General features: G+C 35.1%; 21 protein-coding genes. 12 read left to right on the forward strand and 9 right to left on the reverse strand.

Features of this window, described 5'->3' with window-relative positions; translation table 11 throughout:
- Window positions 1–114 precede the first annotated feature (114 nt).
- Window positions 115–1179, reverse strand: coding sequence for an endonuclease/exonuclease/phosphatase family protein (locus AABL87_RS02405; RefSeq protein WP_006257831.1), 1065 nt, complete (start codon window positions 1177–1179; stop codon window positions 115–117).
- A 134-nt stretch (window positions 1180–1313) separates the two neighbouring features.
- On the opposite strand from AABL87_RS02405, the gene AABL87_RS02410 reads away from it, so the two are divergent.
- Together AABL87_RS02410 and AABL87_RS02415 are read left to right on the forward strand one after the other, a co-directional pair.
- On the forward strand, window positions 1314–4124 hold the full coding sequence (locus tag AABL87_RS02410) for a TonB-dependent receptor (RefSeq protein ID WP_006257830.1): 2811 nt from the start codon (window positions 1314–1316) through the stop codon (window positions 4122–4124).
- An 11-nt stretch (window positions 4125–4135) separates the two neighbouring features.
- Complete coding sequence (locus AABL87_RS02415) at window positions 4136–6157, forward strand: DUF5689 domain-containing protein (protein WP_006257829.1); 2022 nt, start codon at window positions 4136–4138, stop codon at window positions 6155–6157.
- Window positions 6158–6255: 98 nt separating this feature from the next.
- Here the strand turns inward: AABL87_RS02415 and AABL87_RS02420 are convergent, their stop codons facing one another.
- Window positions 6256–7014 carry a 5'-methylthioadenosine/adenosylhomocysteine nucleosidase gene (locus AABL87_RS02420; RefSeq protein ID WP_006262514.1) on the reverse strand — a complete coding sequence of 253 codons (759 nt, stop codon included), beginning with the start codon at window positions 7012–7014 and terminating at the stop codon, window positions 6256–6258.
- Between the two features lie 502 nt (window positions 7015–7516).
- On the opposite strand from AABL87_RS02420, the gene ricT reads away from it, so the two are divergent.
- The 6 genes from ricT to AABL87_RS02450 all read left to right on the forward strand — a co-directional run bounded on the left by ricT (window position 7517) and on the right by AABL87_RS02450 (window position 14596).
- Window positions 7517–9118: a PSP1 domain-containing protein gene (ricT, locus tag AABL87_RS02425; RefSeq protein ID WP_006257827.1), complete on the forward strand. Its 1602-nt coding sequence runs from the start codon at window positions 7517–7519 to the stop codon at window positions 9116–9118.
- Window positions 9105–9599 (forward strand): gliding motility lipoprotein GldH, encoded by a 495-nt coding sequence (locus AABL87_RS02430; RefSeq protein WP_341276902.1) that lies wholly within the window; start codon window positions 9105–9107, stop codon window positions 9597–9599. Before ricT ends, AABL87_RS02430 begins: the two co-directional genes overlap by 14 nt.
- 33 nt (window positions 9600–9632) lie before the next feature.
- A complete protein-coding gene (locus AABL87_RS02435) occupies window positions 9633–11948 on the forward strand; it encodes a transglycosylase domain-containing protein (protein WP_341276903.1) in 2316 nt (771 codons plus the stop codon).
- 69 nt (window positions 11949–12017) lie between these two features.
- The gene (locus tag AABL87_RS02440; protein WP_006257824.1) at window positions 12018–12719 is read left to right on the forward strand and encodes a CoA transferase subunit A; all 702 of its coding nucleotides are present in this window, start codon (window positions 12018–12020) and stop codon (window positions 12717–12719) included.
- Window positions 12720–12739: 20 nt separating this feature from the next.
- Window positions 12740–13393 carry a CoA transferase subunit B gene (locus AABL87_RS02445; protein ID WP_006257823.1) on the forward strand — a complete coding sequence of 218 codons (654 nt, stop codon included), beginning with the start codon at window positions 12740–12742 and terminating at the stop codon, window positions 13391–13393.
- A gap of 111 nt (window positions 13394–13504) precedes the next feature.
- Window positions 13505–14596: an AI-2E family transporter gene (locus tag AABL87_RS02450; RefSeq protein WP_006257822.1), complete on the forward strand. Its 1092-nt coding sequence runs from the start codon at window positions 13505–13507 to the stop codon at window positions 14594–14596.
- Window positions 14597–14649: 53 nt separating this feature from the next.
- Here AABL87_RS02450 and AABL87_RS02455 read toward each other — a convergent pair whose 3' ends face one another.
- Both AABL87_RS02455 and AABL87_RS02460 read right to left on the reverse strand, forming a co-directional pair.
- A complete protein-coding gene (locus AABL87_RS02455; RefSeq protein WP_006257821.1) occupies window positions 14650–15489 on the reverse strand; it encodes a universal stress protein in 840 nt (279 codons plus the stop codon).
- A 142-nt stretch (window positions 15490–15631) separates the two neighbouring features.
- A complete protein-coding gene (locus AABL87_RS02460; protein WP_006266070.1) occupies window positions 15632–16423 on the reverse strand; it encodes an NAD-dependent epimerase/dehydratase family protein in 792 nt (263 codons plus the stop codon).
- A 98-nt stretch (window positions 16424–16521) separates the two neighbouring features.
- Between AABL87_RS02460 and AABL87_RS02465 the strand changes: the two genes are divergently transcribed.
- On the forward strand, window positions 16522–17793 hold the full coding sequence (locus AABL87_RS02465) for an alkaline phosphatase family protein (protein ID WP_006257819.1): 1272 nt from the start codon (window positions 16522–16524) through the stop codon (window positions 17791–17793).
- A gap of 84 nt (window positions 17794–17877) precedes the next feature.
- On the opposite strand, the gene AABL87_RS02470 is transcribed toward AABL87_RS02465, so the two are convergent.
- The 5 genes from AABL87_RS02470 to AABL87_RS02490 all read right to left on the reverse strand — a co-directional run bounded on the left by AABL87_RS02470 (window position 17878) and on the right by AABL87_RS02490 (window position 23824).
- A complete protein-coding gene (locus AABL87_RS02470; protein ID WP_006257818.1) occupies window positions 17878–18672 on the reverse strand; it encodes a porin family protein in 795 nt (264 codons plus the stop codon).
- 28 nt (window positions 18673–18700) lie between these two features.
- Window positions 18701–19840, reverse strand: coding sequence for a PCMD domain-containing protein (locus tag AABL87_RS02475; RefSeq protein ID WP_006257817.1), 1140 nt, complete (start codon window positions 19838–19840; stop codon window positions 18701–18703).
- Between the two features lie 318 nt (window positions 19841–20158).
- A complete protein-coding gene (locus tag AABL87_RS02480) occupies window positions 20159–20947 on the reverse strand; it encodes a porin family protein (RefSeq protein ID WP_326367778.1) in 789 nt (262 codons plus the stop codon).
- A gap of 1 nt (window position 20948) precedes the next feature.
- A complete protein-coding gene (locus tag AABL87_RS02485) occupies window positions 20949–22043 on the reverse strand; it encodes a PCMD domain-containing protein (RefSeq protein ID WP_006257815.1) in 1095 nt (364 codons plus the stop codon).
- Window positions 22044–22297: 254 nt separating this feature from the next.
- On the reverse strand, window positions 22298–23824 hold the full coding sequence (locus AABL87_RS02490) for a bifunctional GNAT family N-acetyltransferase/carbon-nitrogen hydrolase family protein (protein ID WP_006257814.1): 1527 nt from the start codon (window positions 23822–23824) through the stop codon (window positions 22298–22300).
- Window positions 23825–23986: 162 nt separating this feature from the next.
- Between AABL87_RS02490 and AABL87_RS02495 the strand changes: the two genes are divergently transcribed.
- The 3 genes from AABL87_RS02495 (at window position 23987) to AABL87_RS02505 (ending at window position 26560) form a co-directional block, all read left to right on the forward strand.
- A complete protein-coding gene (locus tag AABL87_RS02495; RefSeq protein ID WP_006262518.1) occupies window positions 23987–24322 on the forward strand; it encodes a single-stranded DNA-binding protein in 336 nt (111 codons plus the stop codon).
- A gap of 170 nt (window positions 24323–24492) precedes the next feature.
- Entirely contained in the window at window positions 24493–25212 is a 720-nt protein-coding gene (locus AABL87_RS02500) for a response regulator transcription factor (protein ID WP_006266077.1), read from the forward strand.
- Window positions 25202–26560, forward strand: coding sequence for a HAMP domain-containing sensor histidine kinase (locus AABL87_RS02505; protein WP_006266078.1), 1359 nt, complete (start codon window positions 25202–25204; stop codon window positions 26558–26560). The genes AABL87_RS02500 and AABL87_RS02505 overlap by 11 nt, the downstream gene beginning before the upstream one ends.
- Window positions 26561–26932 lie beyond the last annotated feature (372 nt).

Here is a 26932-nt window from a genome sequence, read left to right on the forward strand (position 1 = left end):
TAGTTAGTTAGTTAGTTAGTTAGTTAGTTAGTTAGTTAGTTAGTTAGTTAGTTAGAGTCAATAAAAAAGCCGTTTAAGATGTCTTAAACGGCTTTATACTTATATTAAGTAATGTTATTTTAATTCTCTAATTAGATAGATATAAACAGGGAAGTGGTCACTGTAACCTGGTTCTCCATTAGTATTTCTAAGAGGATAACCTTTATATTGTCCTGTTGGTTGAACCATAAATGGTTTTTTATAGATTTTCGCTTTCCAGTATGCCCATGATGAGTAATCATCTCTAACATAAGGCTCGCTAATTACCATTTGGTCAAAAACATCCCATGCATCACGGTAAGCTAATGTCCCTAATCCATCTTTTGACATTTTTTCCATTGGATTAAAAAGACCTTGTGGAGTAAGTTCAGATTTTTTACCAGCTGTTTTCAGTACTTTTTTCATACTGTTATTGTATGGACCGTCATTCATATCTCCCATAGTGATTACTTTCGCATTTGGGTTGATAGTGTATAATGAATCGATGATTTTTTTGTTTAATGCAGCAGCAGCTTCACGTAATGGGCTACTTCTTTTCTCTCCACCCACTCTAGAAGGCCAGTGATTTACGATGAAGTGTACTTCCTCTCCATCTAAAAGACCTGTTACTAACAGCTGATCACGTGTGTAGATACGAGTACCTTTTTCTCCTGTATGTTTGTCTACTTTATTCATATCGTAGATATAAAGAGGATGCGGAGTCGCATTAGTTACAGAGAAGTGTTTTTTCTGATATAACAATCCTACATCAATACCACGCTTGTCAGGAGAGTCAAAGTGCGCTATACCATAATCTCCAGGTGCAAGTTGTGGGTCGCGTACTAAGTCTTCTAGAACTGCTCTATTTTCAACTTCAGCAACGCCTATTACTGCAGGCATTTTAGTGTTTTCGTCCGTACCAATCTGAGACATAACTTTCGCAAGATTGTGGATTTTCTTTTGGTACTTTTTAGATGTCCAAGCTTGTGCTCCTGTAGGAGTCCACTCTTCATCATAAATTTTAGGGTCTCTAATTGTATCAAACAAGTTCTCGCAGTTGTAGAACGCAATTGTTTGAATCTCATACTTTTTCTCTTGTGCTTGTGCTCCCATTGTGATAAGAGCAAACAACAAAATGATTCTTTGAAGTTTGATGTGCATGACTAGGTTAATTTAAGTAAAGAATTGTCTTATTTCTTTGACAAAAATAGCTAATATTATTATAATAACATACCTTTGTATTAGAAATAACCTTACGGTGTTTCTTAACATAGCACTTTAATCATTTTTAATTTATGAAGAAACTTTTATTTAGTTTGTTCTTTGTGTTGCAGGTAGTTATATCTTATGCACAAGGAGTTCAGGAAATTAAAGGGAAAGTTGTGGATGGTACCACTCAGATGCCGATGAATGCGGTATCTGTAAGAGTACAAGCTACTACCACTTCCTCTTTAACAGACAATGAAGGAAGATTCACTTTAGAAAATGTTAAAACGGGTAACCATGATGTTGTAATCTCTTATGTGGGATATGTAACAAAGCGTTTACCTGTAGAGGTAGGTGATGGCATCATCGACCTTGGTACAATTTCTTTAGACGAGGATTTCGCTTCTATTGCAAATTTAGGGCTTATTACACTTACGGAGAATGACCTAAGTGATGATGACTCTAGTAACGACACTTCATCAGGTTTGTTACAAGCTACAAAAGACCCTTTCCAACAAGCAGCAGCTTATAACTGGGGGTCTGCATTCTACAGATTGCGTGGACTTGATAACGAATATGGTAAGACAATGATCAATGGGGTGGTGATGAACAAAGTTCATGATGGTCGCCCACAATGGGGGAACTGGGGAGGTCTAAATGACGCTACTCGTAACCAAGTTTTCTCTTCAGGATCTACTCCTTCAGATTTCTCTTTTGGTGGAATCTTAGGAACACAAAACATCACTACAAGAGCATCTCAAATCAGAAAAGGTGCTAAAGCTGGTTTCTCTGGTTCTAATACGAACTATACTTGGAGACCTTACGTTATTTACTCTTCTGGTTTAGATAAGAATGGATGGGCATTTGCTTTATCTGCATCTTATAGAGGAGCTAAAGAAGGTTATTTTGATGGAACGAATTATGATGCACTATCTTTATTCGCTGCCGTTGAAAAGAAATTTAATGATAATCACAGTTTAAACTTTACAGCTATTTATGCTCAAAATAAAAGAGGGAAAAACTCTCCTATTACAGATGAGCAAGCTGATTTAAAAGATTTTAAATACAATTCATACTGGGGATATCAAAATGGAGATAAAAGAAATTCTCGTTATAAAGATGTTTCTGAACCAATCTTCCAATTGACACACTATTGGAAAATAGATGAGTTAAATAACTTAACGACAACTGCTTCTTATCAATTTGGACATATTGCTAACAGTCGTTTAGGATACCAAGATAATTTAAATCCAGATCCTACATATTATCAAAGAATGCCAAGTTTCGCTTTAAACAAGACGGATCGAGATGATATCAGAAAATGGACTCCAGATAGAGATGGTGCAAGAGAAGCTGCTAATTATTTTATAGGGAATGGACAGTTAGATTGGGAATGGATTTATGGAGTAAACCAAAATTATGCTGATAGTCGTAGTAGAATTGTATTGTATGAAGACCGTCAAGATGATAAAACATTTTCTTTTAATACTAACTTAAAGTCTGTATTATCTGATCATGTTACTTTAGATGCAGGGTTTAATTATAGAAGAGTACATTCATCTTATTATAAAAAGTTAGTTGATTTATTAGGAGGAGATTACTATTTAGATATTGATACATATCAAAAAGGAGATAATGCACATAGTGATTTAAATAATCGTAATCGTAAAGTTGGTGAAGGTGATAAATTCGGATACAACTATACTGTAGATTCAAATATTATAGATGTATTTACACAGTTCAATTTTGATTATGATAAGTTTGATTTCTATATAGCACAGAAGATAGGATATACTTCTTATGAGAGAGATGGAAAATATAAAAATGGTGTTTATGCTAACAATTCTTATGGAAAAGGTGGTTTAGTAGATTTTAATAACTTCGGATTTAAAGGAGGAGCTACTTACCATATTACTGGGCGTCATGCTCTTAATATGAATGTTGCGTACTATAATCAAGCACCATCTATTAGAAATACTTTTGCTAATGGACGTGTAAATAATTTAGTTACTAAAGACTTAACGAATGAAGATATATTTAGTGTTGATGGTAGCTATATTGTTAGAACACCTAAGTTAAAAGCTCGTGTTTCTGGATACTTATCTGAGATTAAGAATAGTACTCAAGTTAATTTCTATTATGCTGATGGAGCAGGTGTTATGAATGCTGAAGGAGAGTTGTATAATGGAAATGGTTCAACATTCGTATCAGAGATATTAACAGGAGTGAATAAGCGTAATATAGGATTAGAGCTTGGAGCTGAATATCAGTTAACTCAAACATTAAAGGCAACAGCTGCAGCAGCTATAGGACAATCTTTTTACACAAATGATCCTACTCTTCGTTTAAATTCTGATAACGTAGCTAAGAGTTTCGACTATGGTAAATCTTATTTAAAAAATTATAAAGTAGCGAATGGACCTCAGACAGCACTGTCTTTAGGACTGGAATATAGAGATCCAGCTTATTGGTGGGTAGGAGCAAATGTTAACTATATGGATAATGCATATACGAATGTTTCTGCTTTAAGAAGAACAGATAACTTTGCTACTGAACCGTTGTATCCAGGTCAATCTTTTGCCGATATTAATCAAGCAGATGTGGATAGAATGCTTAAACAAGAGAAGTTAGCGGACTTTACTGTATTTAATATTACAGGAGGAAAATCTTGGAGATTACCTAATAGAAACCTAATTGGTTTCTTTGCTAGTATTAATAATGTATTCAATAGACATTATAAAACTGGTGGGTTTGAACAAGCAAGAAATGCTAATTATAAGCAAGAAATTATTAATAATGGGCAACTAGTAAACGAAGGTCATGGATATAATACTTTCGGAAACAAGTACTGGTACGCTTATGGACGTAATTTCTTTGTAAATGTTTATTACAACTTCTAATTCTTAGAACAATGAAAACAATTTTTAAATCAATTTTATATATATCATTTGCCAGCCTTCTTGCTGTAGGTTGTGCTAAAAATGATGATTTTACGACACCTGATGCTACACATTGTGATGAGCCTCAGATAAAAGCAAATAAAACGATAGAGGAAATTTTTAAACTTTCTTCTACTACTAAAAAAGCATATGAGTCTTCAACAGAAGATTTTATCTCTGGAGTAGTTGTTTCTAGTGATGAAGGAGGTAACTTCTATAAAGATTTATATATCGAAACAATAGATGGAGGTATTGCTGCTCGTGTAAAAATTAATAGAGGAGGAACATATGGACTTTATCCTGTAGGTAGAGTAATTCATATTCGATTGAATGGATTATTTACTCAGATAGATAATGGTGTACTAGCTATTGGTATTAATGATCCTGCAACTAATTATACTGGAGGAATAACTAATATACCTAAGCATATTTTTAGATCTTGTAAAACAATTACAGGAGATGACTTTAATAAGACATATAATCACGTTGTTAGTTTAAAAGAAGCGATTACTGATAATTATTTAGGTAAACTAGTTACAATTACGGATGTACAGTTCAAGGAAAAATTCTGGGACAAACCATTTTGGGATGAAAATAATTTAGTGTCTCCTACAAATAAAGCTACAAATGTAGAAATTGAATCTAAAGAAAGTGTTACTGCTAATGTTATTTTTAGAGTAGCTGAGCAGTCTAGTGGGTTTAAAAATCATAAGGTTCCTGCTAAGAGCGGTACTATGACTGGGGTAATGACTAAATTCTCTAAAGATTATCAATTTGTGCCTCGTACTATGGTTGACTTAGTAGGATTGGATAAAGACCCTTTCAAAGGGAATACTGGAGGTAGTGAAGAAGGAAGTTATGATGATCCTAATATGAAATTAGAGTTAGGAAAATATCTTGCTTTCCCTGGTGCTAACTTTGATAAATGGGAGGACTTTACATCTGTAGTGAATAGTTATGGATTGAAGCATGTTGCTTTAGCTGAAAAACAGGGATGGAATAATACTAATGGAATGAGCATTAAAGCTACTCCTAGTGGTAATGATTTCTTATTTACTTTAGAAAAAGTTAAGAATGTACCTACGGGAGCAACTAAATTATCTTTCTTAGTAAAAGGAACTGCTGGAGCTTCTTTAGTACCACTTATGTATAAAGCTGATGGAAAATCTTATGTAGCTTATAATGTAGGAAATCTATCTGTGCATAGAGTTGTTAAAGCAAATACTACACCTTTAGGGAATAATACTACTCCAGAATATAAAGGTAATATCGACACTAAAGGACAATGGGTAAAAGTTGTTCTTGACTTGACTTCTGCTCCAGAAGGTTCAGGATATAATACTTCAGGAGTTGGTAATTTCTTTGCTATTAAGGTTGGAAAAGAACAAGCATATGATTTAATCATTGATGAAATTCGTTTTGAGGATGGTACACCTGGAGATGGAGGGACAACTGAGCCAGAAGTTCCTGCTGGTGACTTACCAGAAGCAAAAGCACTTGTAGAAAATTTTGAAAAGAAATTTACTAAGGAAGATAGAGCTAGTAGTTATGATGCTAAGGAATTAGATTTTGAAATCGGAAAATGGTCTTTCTCTGATAGTGGTGTTTATTCGGACGCTAATGATTTAAAATCTTCAGGAGAACAATCAATAAGATTTCGTGGAAACGATAAAGCAGAAGCTTTTTTAGAATCAAAGTTTGTTGTTACAGGTTTGAAAAAAGTAGAGTTCCAATTTGGTGGGGCTACTTTTAAAGAAGATCCTGACGCAGACAAAGAGATTGCAGTAGAGTTCTTTTATTCAATAGATTCTGGTAAAACATGGAAGTTAGTTGGGAAAAAAGTTGGAAAAAGAGGTGAGTTAACTACTGCTTCTTTTGATATTGCAGCAAAAGCAACTGATAAAGTATCTATCAAAATACAAAATGCTTCTTTTGTAAGAAGTACAAAAAATAGACTTAGAGTTAATATTGATGATATTAAATTCATTAAGTAGTTAAATTCTGATTTATAAATAAAAAAGCTCGGCTATGCCGAGCTTTTTTTATGTTCTTTACTTAGAGTGTATTCTAGAATTATTGTTTTAGAATAGGACTAAAACATCTTATTGATGATCTCTTGACCATAAACCAGAGATACTTCTTCAACGAATGATTGAAAGCTAAAGCTTGCCTCTTCATTTGCGTTATCGGAGATTGTACGTATCACAATAAACGGTACTCCAAACTCAAAACAAACCTGAGCTACTGCAGCTCCTTCCATTTCTACACATAATACTTCTGGTAATTGTGACTGAAGATTGTTTTTTTGTTCAGATGTAGAGAAGAATTGATCCCCACTAGCTATTGTGCCATAATGAACAGTAGGTTTAGTAATATTAAATTTAGCTAACTCTGATGGTGTAATTAGTTGGTGTAGATTCTCTAGCCCAAACATATTCTCTATATGCTTACAAGTCTCTTTTGACCAATCAGTATCAGTTTCAAAATACGTTTTACCTAGTAGAGGTATTTCAAATTTTGGTCTTAGAGGAGAAGCATCCATATCATATTGTACCAAATCCTTTGCTACGACTACATCACCTACTTTTACATTAGGGTGAATACCGCCAGCTACACCAATAAAAGCAATACGATCTACTTTAAACTCTAATAAAAGTGTTGCCACAGTTGCAGCAGCTGCTACCTTACCAATGCGAGAGTAGACTATAACTACTTTTTGGTTATTAATATAACCTTCATAGTAAGTGCGATTACCTATTTTTCTTTCAGTTTTATCTCTTAGTTGAGTGATAATTCCATTTACTTCTTGTGGAATTGCCCCTAATATACCTATCGTATTTGTTGAGTGCATAAGTTTAGTACTATTTTGAGTAACCAAAATTACGAAAATTATATGCAACCTATTTTGATAGTTATTGAAGTAGTGTATTTCCTTGTCGAATACATGTAGAGTCCGTGCAATATTCTGGTTAATAGTAGGTTTTTTAGCAAGAATACAATTATAATTGCCATCGAATTATGCATTGAGATAGGTATGATAATTTTTATAAAGAGTTATTAAAAGAATGTTTTAATGATAAGATAACCATGTTAAGTTGTATTTCTTTTTATATCTTGTCATTTCTGATGTTTAAAAAGATATTTTTTTAGGACAAATCAAGGTCAAAATACAATGTAAAGTAAGGTGTAGATGTGCGCTGTAGTCTTTTTTAAATAAGATAATTAAGCGAAATAGGATGTGAAATAGTTGTATAATAAAAAATTATTTAAGAGAGATGTAAAAATAGTATCTTTACAGCGAGTAAATAAATGCAATAATTCCCGAAAGGGATTCAATATATAAAAATTATTAGATGGCTTGTACAAATTGTTCAACAGAAAAAGATAGTAGTGGGCTCCCGAAGGGATGCCAGAATAAGGGGACGTGCGGAACAGACGGCTGTAATAAATTAGCAGTTTTTGATTGGTTGTCAAATATGGTTTATCCTAATGGCACCGAAATATATGATATAGTAGAGGTTCGTTTTAAGAATGGTAGAAAAGATTTTTATCGATACCCAAAAGAGATTGCAATCTCTATGGGAGATATCGTAGCTACAGAATCTTCTCCTGGACATGATATTGGTATTGTTTCATTAGTAGGGGAGTTAGTGAAAGTGCAGATGAAAAAGAAAAAAGCTGATCCTAATGGAGAGGTTTTAAAAATCTACCGAAAAGCAACTCAAAAAGATATTGATATTTGGCAAGAGGCACGTAATAGAGAAGAGACCGTTAAAGTTAGAGCTCGTGAGATTGCTATAGCTTTAAAATTAGAGATGAAAATCTCTGATGTAGAGTTTCAAGGTGATGCTTCTAAGGCTACTTTTTATTATACAGCGAGTGAACGTGTAGATTTCCGACAGTTAATTAAAGACTTTGCCAGAGAGTTTAGCATTCGTATAGAGATGAAGCAGGTTGGGTTTAGACAAGAAGCTGCTCGACTAGGTGGAGTGGGGTCTTGTGGACGTGAATTATGTTGTTCTACTTGGTTAACTGACTTTAGAAGTGTAAATACCTCTGCAGCACGTTATCAACAGTTATCACTTAATCCGCAAAAGTTAGCAGGACAGTGTGGTAAATTGAAATGTTGTTTAAACTTTGAGCTAGATACGTATCTAGAAGCCTTAAAAGATATGCCTGATTCTGATACAAAACTAATGACTGTAAAAGGATTAGCAATATGTCAGAAGATAGATATATTCAAAGGACAAATGTGGTTTGCTTATATTAATAATTCTGCAAATTGGTATGTACTGTCTACTGAGATGGTGAAAGAGATTCTTGCTTTGAATAGAAAAGATCAGAAAGGACAAGAGCTAGAGAGTTATATGCTGGAAGTAGAGTGCGAGGAGATAGACTTTAACAATGCATCTGAACAAGATAGCGTTACTCGTTTTGATCAGCCTAAACGTAAGAAAAAGCCATCTAGAAATAATAAGAAGAAGGATGGGCAGGCTAGAGAGGGACAAGAAACTCAGGCACCTAATACATCTCGCGAGAAAACATCTAATGGGGAGGCACGTAATAATAAGCAACCTAAACAAGGTGAAAGAGAGCCTAGAGATAAGCAACAATCTCGTAATAGAAACAAGAATAGAGCAGAGGGAAATAAAGAGAGAGAAGGTGTAAATCTTGAGAAACAGAATACGGGAGAACAAAAAAATACTCGTAAAGAGGTAAAAGGAGGGCCTAGAGAACAGAAAGGTCCTAGAGAACCTAGAAATGAAAATAAGGGGCCGCGAGAGGGCAAACCTCATTTTAAGGAAAAGAAGAAACCTGTAGAGGGATCTAATGAAGGAGGTACTGATGGTGAAGGGACTGCTAAGGCAAAACAACATCATAAAGGCAACCGCCCAAATAGAAATAAACGATTTAAAAAAGATAATAATAGTGACAATTCTAATGCAGAGAATTAGTAGTTATTTATTGGTGTTAAGTGCTGTGATGCTCTTTGTTGTATCTTGTCAGAGAGATACGAATATGGTCTTTGACCAATATCAGAAGACTTCAGGTGCTTGGGATAGAACAGATGTAAAAACATTTGTGTATGACGTGCATGATACAGTACAGCGTCATAATCTTTATTTGAATATAAGAGTGAATAAGAACTATCCTTATAGTAATTTATTTGTTATTTTTAAAATGCATCAACCTAATTTAGATGTCGTGATAGACACCCTACAGTTCCAAATGGCTAATCCAGATGGGACGTTATTAGGAAATGGTTTTTCTGATGTAAAGGAGAGCAAACTAGAATTGAAAGAAGACCTTGCTTTTCTTGTTAAGGGAAGCTATAAGTTTACTATAGAACAAGTTGTTCGTGAATTAGGAGAAGTAGAAGGAGTTAATTCTTTAGAAGGGGTTTCAGAAGTAGGCTTTCGTATAGAAAAACAATAATAGAATAATAGATTTATAAGTATTATAGACTTTATGAGTTCAAGTAAAAACAAAAGAGGGGATAAGAAGCAACCAAAGAGTTTGCGAGGTTATTTAAAAGCGTTTTGGATTCTATTCTTAGGAATGGTTGCCGCAGTTATTTTCTTTTTCTTATGCGCATCATGGGGAGTTTTTGGGCCGATGCCAACCTTCGATGAGTTAGAGAACCCTGCTAGCAATGTAGCGACTGAGATTATCTCTTCAGACGGTAAAACGATAGGTAAATTTTATTTAGAAAATCGTGTACCTGTTAAGTATGAAGATTTACCAGAGTATTTAGTTAATGCATTAATAGCTACAGAAGATGAGCGCTTTAAAGAGCATTCAGGTATAGATGCTCGTGGTACACTTAGAGCAATTACTTCTGTGGGAAGTAGTGGTGGAGCTAGTACCATCACACAGCAGTTAGCTAAATTATTGTTTCACGGAGAAGGGTCAAGAAGTTTGCCTAAGCGTATTACTCAAAAGGCAAAAGAATGGGTTATCGCTGTGAAACTAGAAAGACAGTATACAAAAGAAGAGATTCTTACGATGTATTTAAATAAAGCTGATTTTGTTAATAATGCAGTAGGTATTCGCTCTGCTACTCGTATCTATATGGGTAAAGAGCCTAAAGATCTTACTATAGATGAGGCTGCTATGTTCGTAGGAATGTTACAAAATCCTGCTTATTTTAATCCTGTTCGTAGACCTGAGTTAGTACATAAAAGACGTAATGTAGTGTTGCACCAGATGGCTCGTAATGGCTTTATTTCAAAAGAAGAAAGTGTAAAACTACAAGAGTTACCACTGGCATTAAACTTTACTCCAGAAAGTCATAGAGAAGGTATCGCTACTTATTTCCGTGAGTATTTACGTGATTATATGCGCCGTTGGGTAAAAGAGAATCCTAAAAAAGACGGTACTACTTATGATATTTATCGCGATGGATTAAAGATATATGTATCTATAGATTCGCGTATGCAGAAGTATGGTGAAGAAGCTGTAGAAGCACATATTGCTAACTTACAAGAAGAGTTTTTTATAGATCAGAAGAATAATAAGATGGCTCCATTTTATAAAATTAACCAACAAGAGGTTGATAATATTATGATGAGAGCAATGAAGACTTCTGAGCGTTGGAGACAGATGAAGGAGCAAGGTAAATCTGAAAGTGATATAATCAAATCATTTGATGTGAAAACAGAGATGAGAATCTTCTCTTGGAAAGGAGAGAGAGATACTGTTATGACTCCTAAGGACTCTATCCGTTATTATAAGCATTTCTTACAAGCGGGTATGATGGCAATGGAGCCTCAGACAGGACATATTAAAGCATGGGTAGGAGGTATAAATTATAAACACTTCCAATATGACCACGTAGGACAAGGAGCGAGACAAGTAGGTTCTACATTTAAACCATTTGTATATGCTACTGCTATAGAGCAATTGCATTATTCTCCATGTGACTCTATTATAGATTCACCATTCACTATGCCTAAAGGTAGATATGGTATCTCTAGAGACTGGAGTCCTCAGAACTCGAACCGTTCATATAGAGGTATTATGACCTTAAAACAAGCTTTAGCTGGGTCTGTAAATACTATAACAGCTAAGTTGATGGATAAAGTAGGGCCTAAGGCTGTTGTGAATATGTGTAGAGATTTAGGTATCTCAGGAGATATTCCACAAAGTCCAGCGATTGCATTAGGAGCTGTTGATATTACTGTTAGTGATATGGTGGCAGCTTATAGTACATTTGCGAATCAAGGTATCTATGTGAAGCCTATCTTTATTACACGCATAGCTGATAAGAATGGAGTTATTTTATTCAATGCTATACCTGAGACGAAGGATGTAGTGAGTAAGGATGTAGCTTATGCTATTATTAAGTTGTTAGAAGGGGTTACTGAGTCAGGATCAGGGGTAAGATTACGTACTACTTGGCAAGGATTAGGTTATAAACGTGTAACAGGTCACCCTTATAAGTTTACTAATCCTATTGCAGGTAAAACAGGAACGAGTCAGAACAATAGTGACGGTTGGTTTATCGGTATGGTACCAAATTTAGCAACAGGAGTATGGGTTGGTAACGATGATAGAGCAGCTCACTTTAGAACGATGACTTATGGACAAGGAGCAACATTAGCATTACCTATCTGGGGTATATTCATGAATAAGTGTTATGCTGATAAGAGTTTAGAGGTAGCTAAGTCAGGCTTCCCTGTACCAGAACACCTATCTATACGAGTAGATTGTACGAAAATTGTTCAACCAGAAACGGATGATGTTTCTGAAGGAGCTTTAGATACAGAAGAATTTGATTTTTAATAATAGAAACGCCTTTTTTTAAAGGCGTTTTTTTTTGTATTTTAGGAACATATTACTAAACCAAATATTATGATCAATAAAAAGGTAGCTAATGTTCAAGAAGCTTTAGCAGATATACAGAATGACATGACTATCATGTTAGGAGGATTTGGCCTTTGTGGTATTCCTGAGAATAGCATAGCCGAATTGGTAAAGAAGAACGTAAGTGGTCTAACGTGCATTTCTAATAATGCAGGTGTAGATAATTTCGGCTTAGGATTGTTATTACAGAAGCGTCAGATAAAGAAGATGATCTCTTCTTATGTAGGAGAGAATGCTGAGTTTGAACGCCAGATGTTATCTGGAGAGTTAGAAGTAGAGCTTACTCCACAGGGTACCTTAGCAGAGAAGTGTAGAGCTGCTCAGATGGGGATCCCTGGTTTTTATACTCCAGCAGGGTATGGTACTGAGGTAGCAGAGGGTAAAGAGGTAAGAGAGTTTAAAGGTAAACCACATATATTAGAATTAGCCTTTGACGCTGATTTTGCCATCGTAAAAGCATGGAAAGGTGATGAGGCAGGTAATTTAGTTTTTAAAGGAACAGCGCGTAATTTTAATGCTTGTATGGCTGGAGCTGCTAAGATAACTGTAGCAGAAGTGGAAGAATTAGTTCCTGCAGGACAATTAGATCCGAATGAAATACATGTACCTGGGATATTCGTTAAGCGTATTTTTCAAGGAGAACAGTATGAGAAGAGAATTGAGCAACGCACAGTTCGTTCAAAGAATTAATCACCTTTTAAACTTAAGTTATGTTAGATAAAGTAGGAATTGCAAAACGTATAGCAAAAGAAGTTAAAGATGGCTTCTATGTAAATTTAGGAATAGGTATACCAACATTAGTGGCAAACTATGTGCCTGAAGGTATGAATGTTGAGTTTCAGAGTGAGAACGGTATATTAGGTATGGGGCCTTTTCCATATGAAGGTGAGGAGGACCCGGATTTAATTAATGCAGGTAAACAAACGATTACGAGTTTACCAGGGGCGTCTTTTTTTGATTCGGCAACTAGCTTTGGGATGATACGTGGACAACATGTAGATTTAACTATTCTAGGAGCTATGGAAGTATCAGAGCAAGGAGACATTGCGAACTGGAAGATTCCTGGGAAGATGGTAAAAGGTATGGGAGGAGCTATGGATTTAGTAGCTTCTGCAGAGAATATCATTGTGGCGATGATGCATGTGAATAAGGCTGGAGAGTCTAAGATATTAAAAGAATGTACATTACCCTTAACAGGTGTGAAGTGTGTTAAAAAGATAGTTACAGAGTTAGCTGTTATGGAAGTAACAGATCAAGGTATTAAGCTATTAGAAAGAGCACCAGGAGTATCTGTAGAAGACATTATAAAGGCTACTGAGGTTACTTTAATCATTGAGGGAGATATTCCTGAAATGACAATATAAAAATTAAATAGAAGAGCTCTAAGAGCTCTTTTTTTATTTAAGCTTCTTTATTTCTGAATGTATATATGTTGATTAAGTCTGTAATTGTTTATTTTTATATAAAAAATGTACATGAATAAGTTTGTCCAATTCCCTTTGTATCTAAAGATAACCTGTGTTTTACTTAGCTTGGTTGTATTTAGTTATATCGCTATTTTACTTGAGAACATATTTGTACCTATGTTTTTAGGTGTATTGGTAGCTTCTTTATTAGTTCCTTTTAGTGAGTTTTTAGAGAAGAAATTTAGATTTTCTCGTGGTATTGCTTCTATAGTAGTTGTAGTCTTAGCTTTGCTTATTTTGAGTAGTGTTCTATTGCTGATAGGAATGCAATTAACACACTTACAAGATGATTGGCCAGCATTCCAACAGCAGTTGTTAGAAGGAGTCTCTAATATCCAAGAATGGGTGTATAGTAAGTTTGGTATTGCGAAGGAGAATCAAATGAATTACTTAGAATCAGCTGCATCTAATTCACTAAAGACAGGTACAGATATATTAGGAGCCGCTATGAGTTCTTTGTCTACTTTATTAATGTTTCTTGTATTCACGTTCTTATATTCAGTATTCCTATTGATCTATAGGGGACATTTGGTACGCTTTGTATTAATGTTATTTCACAGTGATCACAAGGATAAAGTGTTAGATACGATACATGCGATTCAGAATATGGTGAAGAAGTATTTAGTAGGGTTGATGTTACAGATGATGATCGTTACTACATTAGCATTTATAGCGTTTTTAATACTAGATATTAAGTATTCGTTTATGCTAGCATTGATTACGGGAGTATTGAATGTATTACCTTATATCGGTATTCTAATCGCTTTAGTTATTACTATTTTAGTGACATTTGCGTCAGCTTCTGGAGCCAAGGTGTTATTTGTGTTAATAGCCTTTGTTGTTATCCATGCTATTGATGGTAATATTGTGATGCCTAAAATAGTTGGTTCTAAAGTTAAAGTCAATTCTTTGGCCGTGATAGTAGGACTTATTTTAGGAGAGATGGCATGGGGAATATCAGGTATGTTATTAGCCATACCTACTTTAGCAATAATGAAGATTATATGTGATCGCGTAGATAGTTTAAGACCTTGGGGGTATTTATTAGGAGAAGAGACTTATCCCGAAAAGATAAACATAGAAGAAGAAAATAAAGAGTAAGTATAAAAGTAAAGAGGTTAGCCATTGGCTAACCTCTTTACTTTTAAAGCGATTTACTTCTTAGATTTATACACAAAGAAAGGAACTTTTAAGCGTTTAGCTAAGTGCTGTGTAACGCTCTTAGATAAGATATTCTCTATAAAAGTTTTGTTTCTTTTAATCGTTGCTACTAGATCTACAGGTTCATGTTCTATAAAGTCAAGTAGTGTCTTCTCTATATTTTCTGCATTGAATATATGGAAGCTGACAGGAGCATCTTTATACTTCTCTTTCCATTTATTATATATCTCTTCGCATGAGACACACCCTTTTGATTTAACATGAACTATTTTTAAATGTGCTTTATTGGCTTCAACACCTTTAATAAGGTCATCAAGCGTAGCTTCCTCTTCTTGTTCAAAGCGAGAAGTAAAGATGATATTATTTAGATCTCTAAAATGAGCTTCTTTAGGAATACTTAATACAGGTATATCTACCTTTGTAATTGTATTGATAGTATTAGATCCTAATAGTTTTTTGTGAAAACTAGCATTCGCTCCATCAGTACCCATTACTAGAAAGTCAATGTGATTTTCTTCAATAGCATTCAGTATTTCAGGGATTAGTAATCCCTCTTTTACTTTAAAGAATACAGGTACATGTTCTAAGTTTAGCTCACGTCTTGTTTCGATAAGTGCAGGGCTATTCGCATGTAATTGTTCCAGTTTCTCAAAATCGTTTTTCTTAATAACATTTTCCACTAGATGTGGACTGATACCACCCGATATAATAGGAGGATCATAGACATGTAATACATAGAGCTCAGCCTCTCTATAGTTAGCTAACTGCAGTGCATATTTAAAAGCATTGTTTGCAGTCTCTGAATAATCAGTTGGAAATAATATCTTTTTCATAATAGAAGACTTTCTTGTAGCATACAAGATACTAAAAAAAATGATGGTAAATTATTTTTATAACAATAGAATTAATGATACATTTCTATTGATTAACTAGAAAAATCTAGAACATATATTTGAATAATTGCTTTTTTTTTATCTAAAATTTATACGATAAATCAGTAGCCATAGCGATTTTATTTCCACTGATTTTCTTGTAAAAAGCGCTATTATTCTCTCCTATAGGAGGTAAAGTTAGACTGTGTTTAGTCGCCTCTTGTGTGTAATAATCTAACCTGTTTTTATACTTAGGCGATACGATATTGTAGATATGGTTACCTGTGAATCCTTTTTCTATAATGGCAGTAGATAGCGTGATAATATCATTAAGATGAATCATATTAATAGGCAACTCAGGGTTCTCTAATATATTTCTTCGAACGATGTAGTCTACTGGTCTTCTTTCTTCACTGAATAATCCACCTAAGCGTAAGATACAAGTGTTGATTCCATCTTCATTTAATAGTACATCTTCAGCTTCTCTAATCTGTACTGCTGTAGGTTCATTTGAGAATAGTTGATTGTCTTCTGTGATCTCTTCGTTTTGTGGAGCATATACAGATACAGAACTCATCATGATAACATTCTTGATATTGTGTTTACGAATATAAGGAAGTAACTTTTTAAAGTTCTCAGCATACGTTGGTTGAGGCTCATCTCTAATAGGAGGGATAGTAATGATAAGAAGTTCAGCATTGCCAATGAATGAATCTAAAAACTGAACATTATCTTCATATAGATTAATGTGGTAAGGTTTGATCTGATGTTCCTCTAAGATATTCATTTTAGCTAGAGTAGTAGTCGAGCCCTTGACGTGATATCCTTTTTCTATTAAATTTTCGGCCAATGGTGTGCCTAACCATCCACTACCGAGTATGCTTATATGTTTCATATTAAGTGGTGTAATTTTTAAAATAGTTATAAAAATAGGAATTTACTTTGTAAGGATAAATTTATCTACGGATATTTGGTCAAGAAAAACAAAACAACATGAAGAAAATACTATTCCCCTTATTAACTTTCGGGTTGTGTTTGACAATGTCTAGCACTGTTTCTGCTCAAGAAGTACAAAAACAAATCGTAGTAGAAAATCGAGTTAACGATAGTAAACAAGTAGATAAACCTTATGTTATCTTGATCTCTATTGATGGTTTCCGTTACGATTATATCGAGAAGTTTGGAACGAAGTTTTTAGAGAAGTTTGGAAAAGAAGGTGTGAGAGCAGAGTCTATGCAACCATCTTATCCATCAGTTACTTTCCCTAACCATTATACGATAGCGACAGGACTATATCCTTCACACCATGGTTTAGTTGGTAATAATATGTATGATCCAAAGATAGAGGAGAGATATTCTCTTAGAAATGCTAAAGCTGTACACGACCCTGCTTGGTATGGAGGTACACCATTATGGGTATTAGCAGAGCAACAAGGAATGTTGAGTGCATGTTACTATTGGCCTGGATCTGAAGCACCTATTAAAGGGACTTTACCATCATATTACTATGCTTACTCTGAGAAGTTTGATATGGATGGACGTATTAATGAAGTAGTGAATTGGTTGACATTACCAGAAGAGAAAAGACCTCACTTCATTACCTTCTATTTACCAGAAGTAGATCATGCAGGTCATGGATTCGGACCAGATGCAGAAGAGACAAAAGAAGCAGTTCACTATGCTGACCAATCTATAGAGAAACTTGTAGCAGCAGTAGATAAGTTAAACTTACCTGTGAACTATGTGATTGTCTCTGATCACGGAATGCTAGCACTTGACCAAGAAACGCTATTGAGCTTTCCTTTAAAGTTAAAAGGAGATGAGATGAAACTAGCGAGTAATGGTACTTATATAAGTGCTTTTATCAATGATAAGACTCAGATAGACAAGTACTATAAGAAGATTAAAAAAGCGAGTAACCCTAAACACATGAAAGTGTATAAAACAGAAGATCTACCTAAAGAGTTTCATTTTAGCAAAGAGCATGATCGCTTTGGTAGAATAGGGGATATCGTGGTAACAGCGGAAGCTCCATACTATTTCACTAACAGAAAATTAGCAGGAAGTCATGGTTTTGACCCAAACTCTGTTAAGGAGATGCATGCTATTTTCTTAGCTAAAGGTCCACAGTTTCAATCAGGGAAGACAATAGGAACATTTGAGAACATCGATGTATATCCTGTTATCGCTAAGATATTAGGTTTAGAGATTACAGAAGAAATAGACGGTACAGATAAAGTAGCTAAAGAAGTATTAGTAAAATAGTCAGAATAATCTATTCTATTGAAATAAGAAAAGGCTTGTAGAGTACTCTACAAGCCTTTTTATTTGCGTTTTAAGACACTTTAATTAGAATTGGTACCCAAACCCTAAGTTTAAGTATATATTGTGCATAGAGAATGATATAGCGTCAAAATCGCTATTTAATACTCCATTAAATCCATAAGATAACTCTCCTAGTAAAAAGAAGTGATTATTCATCTTCCATTCAGCACCTACTTGAGTACCCCATTGGAATTTGCGTACTTCATCAGAGAAGTCATAAGGAGCACTACTATCATCCTCGAAAGTTAATTTAATACCATTAGGGTCAGTTTGTCTTAGATGACCATTCGATACATATCCATCAAATGTTTTGTCTATTAAAGCTGAGAAATATAGCCCTCCATAGATATTCCAGTTATCATTGATAGAATACACCACATTTACAGGTACGGTTAGATAAGTGTTTCTCACCTTCGTTTTTACATCTCCAGTGAAGTAACCTCTTACTTTAGAGTTGTCTTGTATAATCTCTGTTAAGTAACCTTTTACATTTGCCTTCGTTGTCATTCCTTTTCCTTCAAAGCGCAGACCTAAACGAACTCCCCACTGTTTATCATCAGTTAACCATTTCGTAGCATTAGCTTCTAATCCTAACTGTAATCCTGGGTTGTAACTATTGATTTTTCGTATTTCTCTTGGAAGACCTAGAGGAGAAGAACCACCGATACTAAAATGTGCTCTTATCTGGTAATCCATATTTTCTGTAAAGAACTTTTCAAAAGAATTTTTGTCTGATGCTTTTGATTCTTCTTGATTTTGTGCAGAAGTAGTAGTCAGTATTCCTAATGAGAATATTAACGTATATATTATTTTTTTCATTGTCTCTTAATTATGTATTGTACTAATATTACTTATCGAAGTCTAATTCAACTTCATCAATTTGTAGAGTACTACCAACAGCTCCATTGAAGATATCTCCTTCCACACTTGCAGAGAATACGATAGCAATCATATAGTTAGCCTTCGGATCAAAAGTTTTCCCCTCTACCATTTGGAATGGGATTTCAAATTTTGTCCATTCATCAGTTTCAACTCTGTTCTTATCGTCTAATCTTGCGATAGCAACCATCCTAGGATCTAAGAATTTGTGGTCACCTGCTAAGAATTCTTTTTTAGGATTGTCTCCTTTTTCAAAGATAATAGCATATGCATCCCATGCATCTTTAGTTAGTGCAGATCCTTCTTTGCTTGTGATTGTAAAGTCTTTTCCAGCTTTATATTTATAGTATCCTTTTAATGTTTTAGGCATATTAATTCCTGTACTATAAGGAATACCAAATCTTGTAGATTTAATAGCTGGGAATGTAAAATTAAAAGTACCTAAGTATAAGTTCCCTGCTGCGATAGGAGACCCCATCATACTACCAAGAGGTCCAGTACTTCTAGTTACCATTTTTACTCCTTTACCTTTGTATCCATCATTAATAGAGAAAGTCGGGTATACTGCTGGTGATAGCTCTTGATCGTCTTCTAGTAATGTTTCTGCCAGCATATTATAGCCTTGGTTACCACTAGCCCAGTCGTATTTTGTCATACCATCAGGAAGTACCTCGAAGAATTCGTGGTATTGTCCTTCTGGCCCTTCAGTCACTTCTGTGTGTACATTCTCAAAATCATAATGTGTAATAAACGTATTTGTCAAGAAACTTACATTGTATGCTTTTTTCCATTTACCATCTTGTGATGTAATAACGTACTGTACTGGACCTTTAGAGAAGTTTTGTTTTGACCCATTTTCAGGAGTGATAGTTGCTCCGTCCGATAATTTAAATAGCGGTGCAAACTCTCTTTCGTCTACGTCAGGAAGAAGTCTAAAGAACACATTATTATTAGTAATTGTTGGAGTAGTAAGTAAGAACTTATTCGCATCTTCAATTGTTGCAGAAGTAATGTCTGATTCCATTGTGTCTGCCTCATCTTTTATACAAGAAGAGAACGTGATCCCTATGGTTGTTAATAGGGCGAATAATAAGTAGTTTATTCTCATAAGTATTGTATTATTTATGTTATATAAAATTATTGCTTGCTATTTAATGATAACTTAATGTTTAATTAACTGTCAAATAACAAACGAACATACAAAGATAAGGATTATCACTCTAATAGTCGTTTCCTTTAAATACGTTAAAGATATGAGGACAACTTCTTGTTTTGATATTATTGTAAGTGATTCGGTTTTTTGTACTCTTAAAGTTTGCCTATTCATTGAGAAAATGAAAAACACTGTGAGAATGTTTCAAATGGTTTTTAAATAATAAAGGTCAATCTATACGATTGACCTTCATAGTTTAATGTTTTTTTAACGTTAGAACGTATATCCAAAACCGAGATTTAAGTAAATATTATACATTTTAAAAGATATAGCATCAAAGTCTTTTTTGAAGACACCATTCAGTCCCCAGTTTAGATCCGAGAATATGCGGAAATGTGTATTTAGCTTGTATTCACCTCCTAATTGTATACCGTATTGAAACCTGTTAAGGTCTTCTGAGAAGTCATAGTCGCCTTTAGCATCTCCTTCGAATTCTACAGGTGTACCGATAGGCGTACCTTCTCTTAATACTCCATCATACACATATCCTGTAAAGTCCTTGTCTATTAATCCTGATAGATACAGTCCTCCATAGGCATTCCAGTTCTCAGATGCATTATAGGCTACTAATACAGGGAAGGTTATATAAGAGTTTTTCATCGTTGTTTTTACATTTCCTGTGAAGTACCCTTTGGTTTGTTTCCCATCACCACCATCTATCTGGGTATAATAGTTCTTTACACGAGCATCAGTTTTCATACCTCTACCTTCCATGCGCAGTCCTGTACGGATTCCCCATTTGTGGTCATTGCTCAACCATTTAGTGACGTTTAACTCTAGTCCTAATTGCAGCGTAGGGTTATAGCTATTGATTTCTCGTATCTCAGCAGGCATACCGAGTGGAGTACTTCCTCCTATACTGAATTGTCCTCTTAGTTGGTATTCTATATTTTCTTTAAAGAAAGCTTTAAATCCTGTTGTGTCTTTAGTTTGAGCGAAAGACACTGTGTTTATTCCTATCAATAGGATTAAACAAATACTATATCTCTGTAGTAATCCCATCTTATTCCTTATTATCTTTTTCATAAACTAACTCTATCTCGTCTACTAGCAGTGTACTGCCTACTGCGCCCTTAAAGTCCGCTCCATCTATACTAGATGTCATCACGATAGCGAGTATATAATCTTTCTGTGGATCATAGGTCTTACCAGGTACTAGCACAAACGGGACATTAAACTCCGTCCACAAGTTTGTCTCTATTCTATCTTTAGCTTCTATTCTAGCGATAGCTACATTTCTAGGATCTTTAAAAGCGTGATCACCTGCTAGGAAGTTGTTTTTCTTTTGTGTTTCAAATAATATTGCATAGATATCAAAAGTGTCTTTTGCACCAGGTATCTCGTTATAGTTACTGTCTGTCACGATTTTACCAGCAGTGTATTTAAACGAACCTCTTAAACTACTAGGTAGCTCACCTGTGTAGGGTAGCCCAAACTTGGTAGATTTAATAGGAAACAGAGGATTGAGTTTAAAAGTACCTAGGAATAAGTTACCGGCAGCTATAGGGTTACCTGCTATCTGTCCCGTTTTTGAAGTATAGACCGTCTGCATCTTTACAGACAGACCACCTCTTCTACCAGGTGCTATCGTAGTAGGGTATCCTTCTGGTGGCGTGTTTCCTGCTACAGTAGAGTATCCCTCATTACCGCTATCCCAGTCGTATATTTTATCTCCATTAGAGCCTATTTCGTAGAATCTATAGTATCTGTTTTTATTTGTAAGTTCTGCATTGTTAAAGGTGTATAATGTACTTAGCTCATCACTCGTGAAGCTAACGATATACTTCTTTTTCCAACTTTGATCTTGTGCTGTTACGATAACTTCCTGACTATTTCTGAAGTCCCTTGTTGTACCATTAGGAGGATCCATAGTAGCATTAGGCGAGATGATAAAGAAAGGTGTTTGTTTTTCTAAATCAACATTCGCTTTTACTCTAAATTCTACAGATGTATTCGTGATAATAGGATCTGTCTTTAGATACTCAGAAGGAATATATGCCTCTAGAATGTCTGCATTCGTATCTAGTTCCTCATCCTTGATACATGATGAGAAGATTAGTGGAGTTAGCAGTAAGAAGGCTTTAATGTACTGATTCATATAAGTCTTTTTTATTGGGATAACAATATTCTTGCCACAGTTAGTTTTAGTATGATGTCTTCTTCATTTAGATACCCTATATCCTCCGTCATAATCGAGATAAAAATAAAAATATTGTTCTGATTATTTATCTAAAAGATGATTTTTTAGTTAGTATTTATACCTGTTTTAATGTGATGATTATTAGGTTTTTGCATAATAAAAAAAGGGATGACCATTCAGATCACCCCTTAGTTAGTATATATTGGATTGTATTATTTCAGAGCTCTAGTTTGATATAGATCCGTACGTCTATCTTTTTTGATACGTACACTACCGTGCTCGTGTAGTTCTTTTAGTAAGTCTACATCCACATCTACGATAAGTGTCATCTCTGTATTAGGTGTTGCTTCTGCTTTTACCCCATTTGTTGGGAAGGCAAAGTCAGATGGAGTAAGTACAGCTGCCTGAGCGAACTGTATATCCATATTATTCACCTTCGGTAGGTTACCCACACATCCAGCTATCGCCACATAACACTCATTCTCGATCGCTCTAGCAGCAGCACAGTTTCTCACACGAGTATATCCATTCTGCGTATCTGTAAGGAATGGAACGAATAAGATATCCATCCCTTGATCTGCTAGTAATCTAGACAATTCTGGGAACTCCACATCATAGCATATCATGATACCGATCTTACCACAGTCTGTATCGAAGGTCTGTATCTTAGATCCTCCTCTCATACCCCAGTAGTGTACTTCGTTAGGAGTGATATGGATCTTAGAATACATCTCGTATGTACCATCTCGCTTACATAAGAATCCTACGTTATATAAGATACCATCTACTAAGTATGGCATACTTCCTGTGATGATATTGATATTATAAGAGATAGCAAACTCCTGAAACTTCTTGCGTATAGAGTCAGTATATCTTGCTAATTCACGTATTGCATCTGCCTCAGATAAGTGGTTATAGTCAGCCATAAGTGGTGCTGTAAACAACTCTGGGAACATAGCGAAGTCACTCTCATAGTCTGATACCGCATTGATAAAGAATTCTGCCTGATCGAAGAACTCTTGTAGATCGTTTAGCGGTCTCATCTGCCACTGTATCAGCCCTAGTCTGATTACACTTTTTTTAGCATTGATCAGCTGTACATCTTTCTCATAGTAGATATTATTCCACTCTAGAAGTACTGCATATTCCTTAGAACTCGTGTCTCCCTCTAGGTAATTGCGCATTAGGCGTACCATGTGGAAGTCGTTAGCCATCTGGAATGACATCACAGGATCGTGTATTTCTTTTGTTTTTACTTTTTCTAGATATTGCTTAGGCGTTAGCTCATCAGCATATTTAGAATATTTAGGGATACGCCCTGCGAATACGATAGACTTCAGATTTAACTGTTCACACATTTCTTTACGCGCATCATATAACCTTCTTCCTAATCTAAGTCCTCTATACTTAGGATGGATGAATACGTCTATACCATATAGTACATTTCCTTCCGGATTATGCGTGCTAAAGGTAGAATATCCTGTAATCTGCTCATAGGTATGGGCAGACATTGCCTGTTTTTCATCAATAATAAGTGACAAAGCTGACCCTACTACAACACCATCTACTAAAACGACAAGCTGTCCTTCTGGAAAGACTTCTAATAATTGTTCGATTTCATCTTTGTTCCAGTACGAATCTTCTAGCCCTTGGTATGATTCGAGCATTGATTTTTTTAGCTCTAAATAATCGTCAATTAATAAATTTCTTAATTCTACTTTATTGATAGTAGTCTCCATAATGAATTTTTTTGTTTGCAATTTACGAATAAAAGAAAACAAAGTAAATGAGAAGTTTGGTTAAATATTCAAATAAGTGTTAAAAAATGGGGCTATTTTTGATATTGTTTCTATTGAACAAAGCTATATGTAATAAAATATTAACCATTAAAAAAAACAGTTATGAGTTCAATAAAAAACAAAGTGCAATTAATTGGCAGGGTTGGACAAGACCCAGAAGTGAAAATGTATGAATCGAATAAAAAGCGTGCTACTTTCTCACTTGCGATAAACGATGTGTATTATAACGATGCAGGAGAGCGAGTAGAATCTTGTAATTGGCATAATATTACGGTCTGGGGGAAGCTAGCCGACATTGTTGAAAAGTTTGTTAATAAAGGAAAAGAAATTGCTGTCGAAGGTAAGCTAGTTAATCGTAGCTTTGAAGATAAAGATGGTAATCAGCGCTATGTTACCGAAATTGCTGTTTCAGAATTAGTTTTTCTAGGCAGTAAGTAAAGTTTTATTATTTCTGTTGTCGCTCAATATTCGCAAGAATTTTGAGCGACTTTTTTTGGTGTTAATCCTTTGTAGGCAATATGTAGAGTGGGATTTAGCAACTATTTAGTACACTGTAATTTAACTTTATAATTAAAGTCTTACATCTCATTTTTTAAAAAAGCCTTACCTTGCTACAGGATAATTTAAGTAGTAATACAGTGGATAAAATATTAGTTATCGAAGATGATATTCGCGTAGCAGAATTACTTCAGCGCAGTCTAGAGGAACAAAACTTTGAAGTAGATGTAGCTTATGACGGATACTTAGGGAAGAAACTTGCCTTGCAGAAACCGTATGCACTAATCATAACAGATGTAATCTTACCTAAGATCAATGGTATCGATCTGTGTAAGGAGATAAAGGCTACCTTACCTCATATCCCTATCATTATGCTTACAGCACTAGGTACTACAGATGATAAGGTAGAGGGATTCGATGCAGGGGCAGATGACTATTTAGTCAAGCCATTTGAGCTAAGAGAACTTTATGTACGTATACGCGCATTGCTTAAGCGCTTCGAACATATACAGTCTACTGACGCTCATCTTTTAAAATATGCAGATTTAGAATTAGACCTAAACGAAAAGGTATTTAAGAGAAACGGACAAGAGATACATCTGACTCCTAAAGAGTTTAACCTACTGCAGTATATGATGGAGAATCCTGAGCGTGTACTATCTAGAACAGAGATTTCTGAGAAAGTATGGGATACACATTTCGATACAGGAACTAACTTTATCGATGTCTACATCAACTATCTGCGCAAAAAGATAGAAATAGACCCTTCTAATAAAGTGATTCATACCAAATCTGGTATGGGATTTATACTAAAGAGTAATGAGAATTAAGACTAGACTTACCTTATTGTTTACCTTACTAGTGGCATCTATATTATTAGTATTTGCTGTAGTAGTGTATTGGTCATCGTCTAAAAATAGGGAAGTGGAGTTCTTTGAAGAGTTAGAGAAGGAAGCCATCACTAAGGCTAAGCTATATCTAGAGACAGAGGTAAAGTCATCTACACTACATAAAATATACCGATATAATAATGAAGTCATTAATGAGGTACAGGTAGCTGTATATGACTTTGACTTTAATCTATTATACCACGATGCAGAAGAAATCGATAGTGTCAAGGAGACTAAAGAGATGATCGATCAGATCGCTTCACAAGGGCGTGTACACCTATTCCAAGATGATTGGCAGGTGATCGGTATAGTGTATAACAGTGGAGGTAAAGACTATGTAATCACAGCCATCGCTCTAGATCAGTACGGATATACGAAGCTGCACAATCTCTTTCTGACCATACTTGTGTTGAGCATTGTGTCCTTGATTGTTATTTTCTTTGTGGGAAGCTTCTTTGCAGAGCGTGTTCTACGTCCATTGAAGCTAATGAATGAAGAGATTAATAATATCACGGCTACTAATCTAGATTTGCGCGTGAGTACTGAGGCTAATCAGGATGAGCTGAGCCGATTAGGGAATACATTTAATACGATGCTAGACCGACTAGAACAGTCTTTTGATTCACAGAAGCAGTTCGTGTCGAATATCTCACATGAGCTACGCACTCCATTAGCAGCGGTGATAGCAGAGTTAGAATTATCACTGTCTAAAGAACAAGACACCGCTAGTTATATCAGAACAATAGAGAATGCTTTATCTGATGCTAAGAAATTGGTACGATTATCAAATAGTTTACTAGACTTTGCGAAGGCGAGTTATGATCCTACCGAGATTGTATTCAAGCCTACTAGAATAGATGAGGTTATATTAGATGCCTGTCAGAAGATACAGAGGGGAAATGCTGGATATACTTTCAGCTTTATGATAGACGAAGAGATAGACAGCGAAGAGCTAGTGACAGTACGAGCAAACCCTTACTTATTGGAAGTAGCGATTATTAACTTGTTAGAGAATGCGTGTAAGTACTCCGATAATCATCATGGTAAGGTAAGTATTTCTAATCTGAATAAGGCTGTAGTGATCAAGATAGCAGATGAAGGATTAGGGATGAGTGCTGAGGATCTAGACGGGATTTTTAAACCATTTTTTAGAGGTGAGAACGGAAAACACCTAGACGGAAATGGTATTGGACTCTCATTGACCAAGAAAGTTATTGACTTACATAAAGGTACTATTACAGTCACTTCAGAGATAAATAAAGGTACAGAGTTTACGATAACCTTATAGTACAACCATATAACAGCAGAAAGCACTCCTAGTAGGGGTGCTTTTTTTTGTGGTGTTGTTTCTCCTTATGATTAGCTATTAGAAGGTGTTCTAACCCTGTTGAATGTCTTTTTTTTCCTTTTTCGGTAGTGGTGGTCGGCATGTGGTCGGCTAGTGATGGGCATTTGGTCGGCTTATAAGTACCAAAAATAGCCTATCACTAGCCTATCATACCTATATCATTAGGCAATCAAGTGAACTTAAAACGAAATAATGTCAAGCAGAGTGATGATTTAATCGCTTTTGGAACGCTATATGTGGGTATTCTAATAGGATTCTAATTTTTTTCTAAAAGCTTTCTAATAGCCTCTAGATGGGGTAATACCTACTTTT

It is taken from the genome of Myroides sp. C4067 (assembly GCF_038039665.1).
In the GTDB taxonomy this organism is placed as follows: domain Bacteria; phylum Bacteroidota; class Bacteroidia; order Flavobacteriales; family Flavobacteriaceae; genus Flavobacterium; species Flavobacterium odoratimimum.

What these genes read in the sequence shown, in the direction of transcription:
- AABL87_RS02455 (WP_006257821.1), bottom strand. Translation starts at nt 15,489, where the DNA reads ATGAAAAAGATATTATTTCCAACTGATTATTCAGAGACTGCAAACAAT.
- AABL87_RS02465 (WP_006257819.1), top strand. Translation starts at nt 16,522, where the DNA reads ATGAAGAAAATACTATTCCCCTTATTAACTTTCGGGTTGTGTTTGACA.
- ricT (WP_006257827.1), top strand. Translation starts at nt 7,517, where the DNA reads ATGGCTTGTACAAATTGTTCAACAGAAAAAGATAGTAGTGGGCTCCCG.
- AABL87_RS02470 (WP_006257818.1), bottom strand. Translation starts at nt 18,672, where the DNA reads ATGAAAAAAATAATATATACGTTAATATTCTCATTAGGAATACTGACT.
- AABL87_RS02445 (WP_006257823.1), top strand. Translation starts at nt 12,740, where the DNA reads ATGTTAGATAAAGTAGGAATTGCAAAACGTATAGCAAAAGAAGTTAAA.
- AABL87_RS02480 (WP_326367778.1), bottom strand. Translation starts at nt 20,947, where the DNA reads ATGGGATTACTACAGAGATATAGTATTTGTTTAATCCTATTGATAGGA.
- AABL87_RS02415 (WP_006257829.1), top strand. Translation starts at nt 4,136, where the DNA reads ATGAAAACAATTTTTAAATCAATTTTATATATATCATTTGCCAGCCTT.
- AABL87_RS02410 (WP_006257830.1), top strand. Translation starts at nt 1,314, where the DNA reads ATGAAGAAACTTTTATTTAGTTTGTTCTTTGTGTTGCAGGTAGTTATA.
- AABL87_RS02405 (WP_006257831.1), bottom strand. Translation starts at nt 1,179, where the DNA reads ATGCACATCAAACTTCAAAGAATCATTTTGTTGTTTGCTCTTATCACA.
- AABL87_RS02460 (WP_006266070.1), bottom strand. Translation starts at nt 16,423, where the DNA reads ATGAAACATATAAGCATACTCGGTAGTGGATGGTTAGGCACACCATTG.
- AABL87_RS02485 (WP_006257815.1), bottom strand. Translation starts at nt 22,043, where the DNA reads ATGAATCAGTACATTAAAGCCTTCTTACTGCTAACTCCACTAATCTTC.
- AABL87_RS02440 (WP_006257824.1), top strand. Translation starts at nt 12,018, where the DNA reads ATGATCAATAAAAAGGTAGCTAATGTTCAAGAAGCTTTAGCAGATATA.
- AABL87_RS02420 (WP_006262514.1), bottom strand. Translation starts at nt 7,014, where the DNA reads ATGCACTCAACAAATACGATAGGTATATTAGGGGCAATTCCACAAGAA.
- AABL87_RS02435 (WP_341276903.1), top strand. Translation starts at nt 9,633, where the DNA reads ATGAGTTCAAGTAAAAACAAAAGAGGGGATAAGAAGCAACCAAAGAGT.
- AABL87_RS02475 (WP_006257817.1), bottom strand. Translation starts at nt 19,840, where the DNA reads ATGAGAATAAACTACTTATTATTCGCCCTATTAACAACCATAGGGATC.
- AABL87_RS02430 (WP_341276902.1), top strand. Translation starts at nt 9,105, where the DNA reads ATGCAGAGAATTAGTAGTTATTTATTGGTGTTAAGTGCTGTGATGCTC.
- AABL87_RS02505 (WP_006266078.1), top strand. Translation starts at nt 25,202, where the DNA reads ATGAGAATTAAGACTAGACTTACCTTATTGTTTACCTTACTAGTGGCA.
- AABL87_RS02495 (WP_006262518.1), top strand. Translation starts at nt 23,987, where the DNA reads ATGAGTTCAATAAAAAACAAAGTGCAATTAATTGGCAGGGTTGGACAA.
- AABL87_RS02490 (WP_006257814.1), bottom strand. Translation starts at nt 23,824, where the DNA reads ATGGAGACTACTATCAATAAAGTAGAATTAAGAAATTTATTAATTGAC.
- AABL87_RS02450 (WP_006257822.1), top strand. Translation starts at nt 13,505, where the DNA reads ATGAATAAGTTTGTCCAATTCCCTTTGTATCTAAAGATAACCTGTGTT.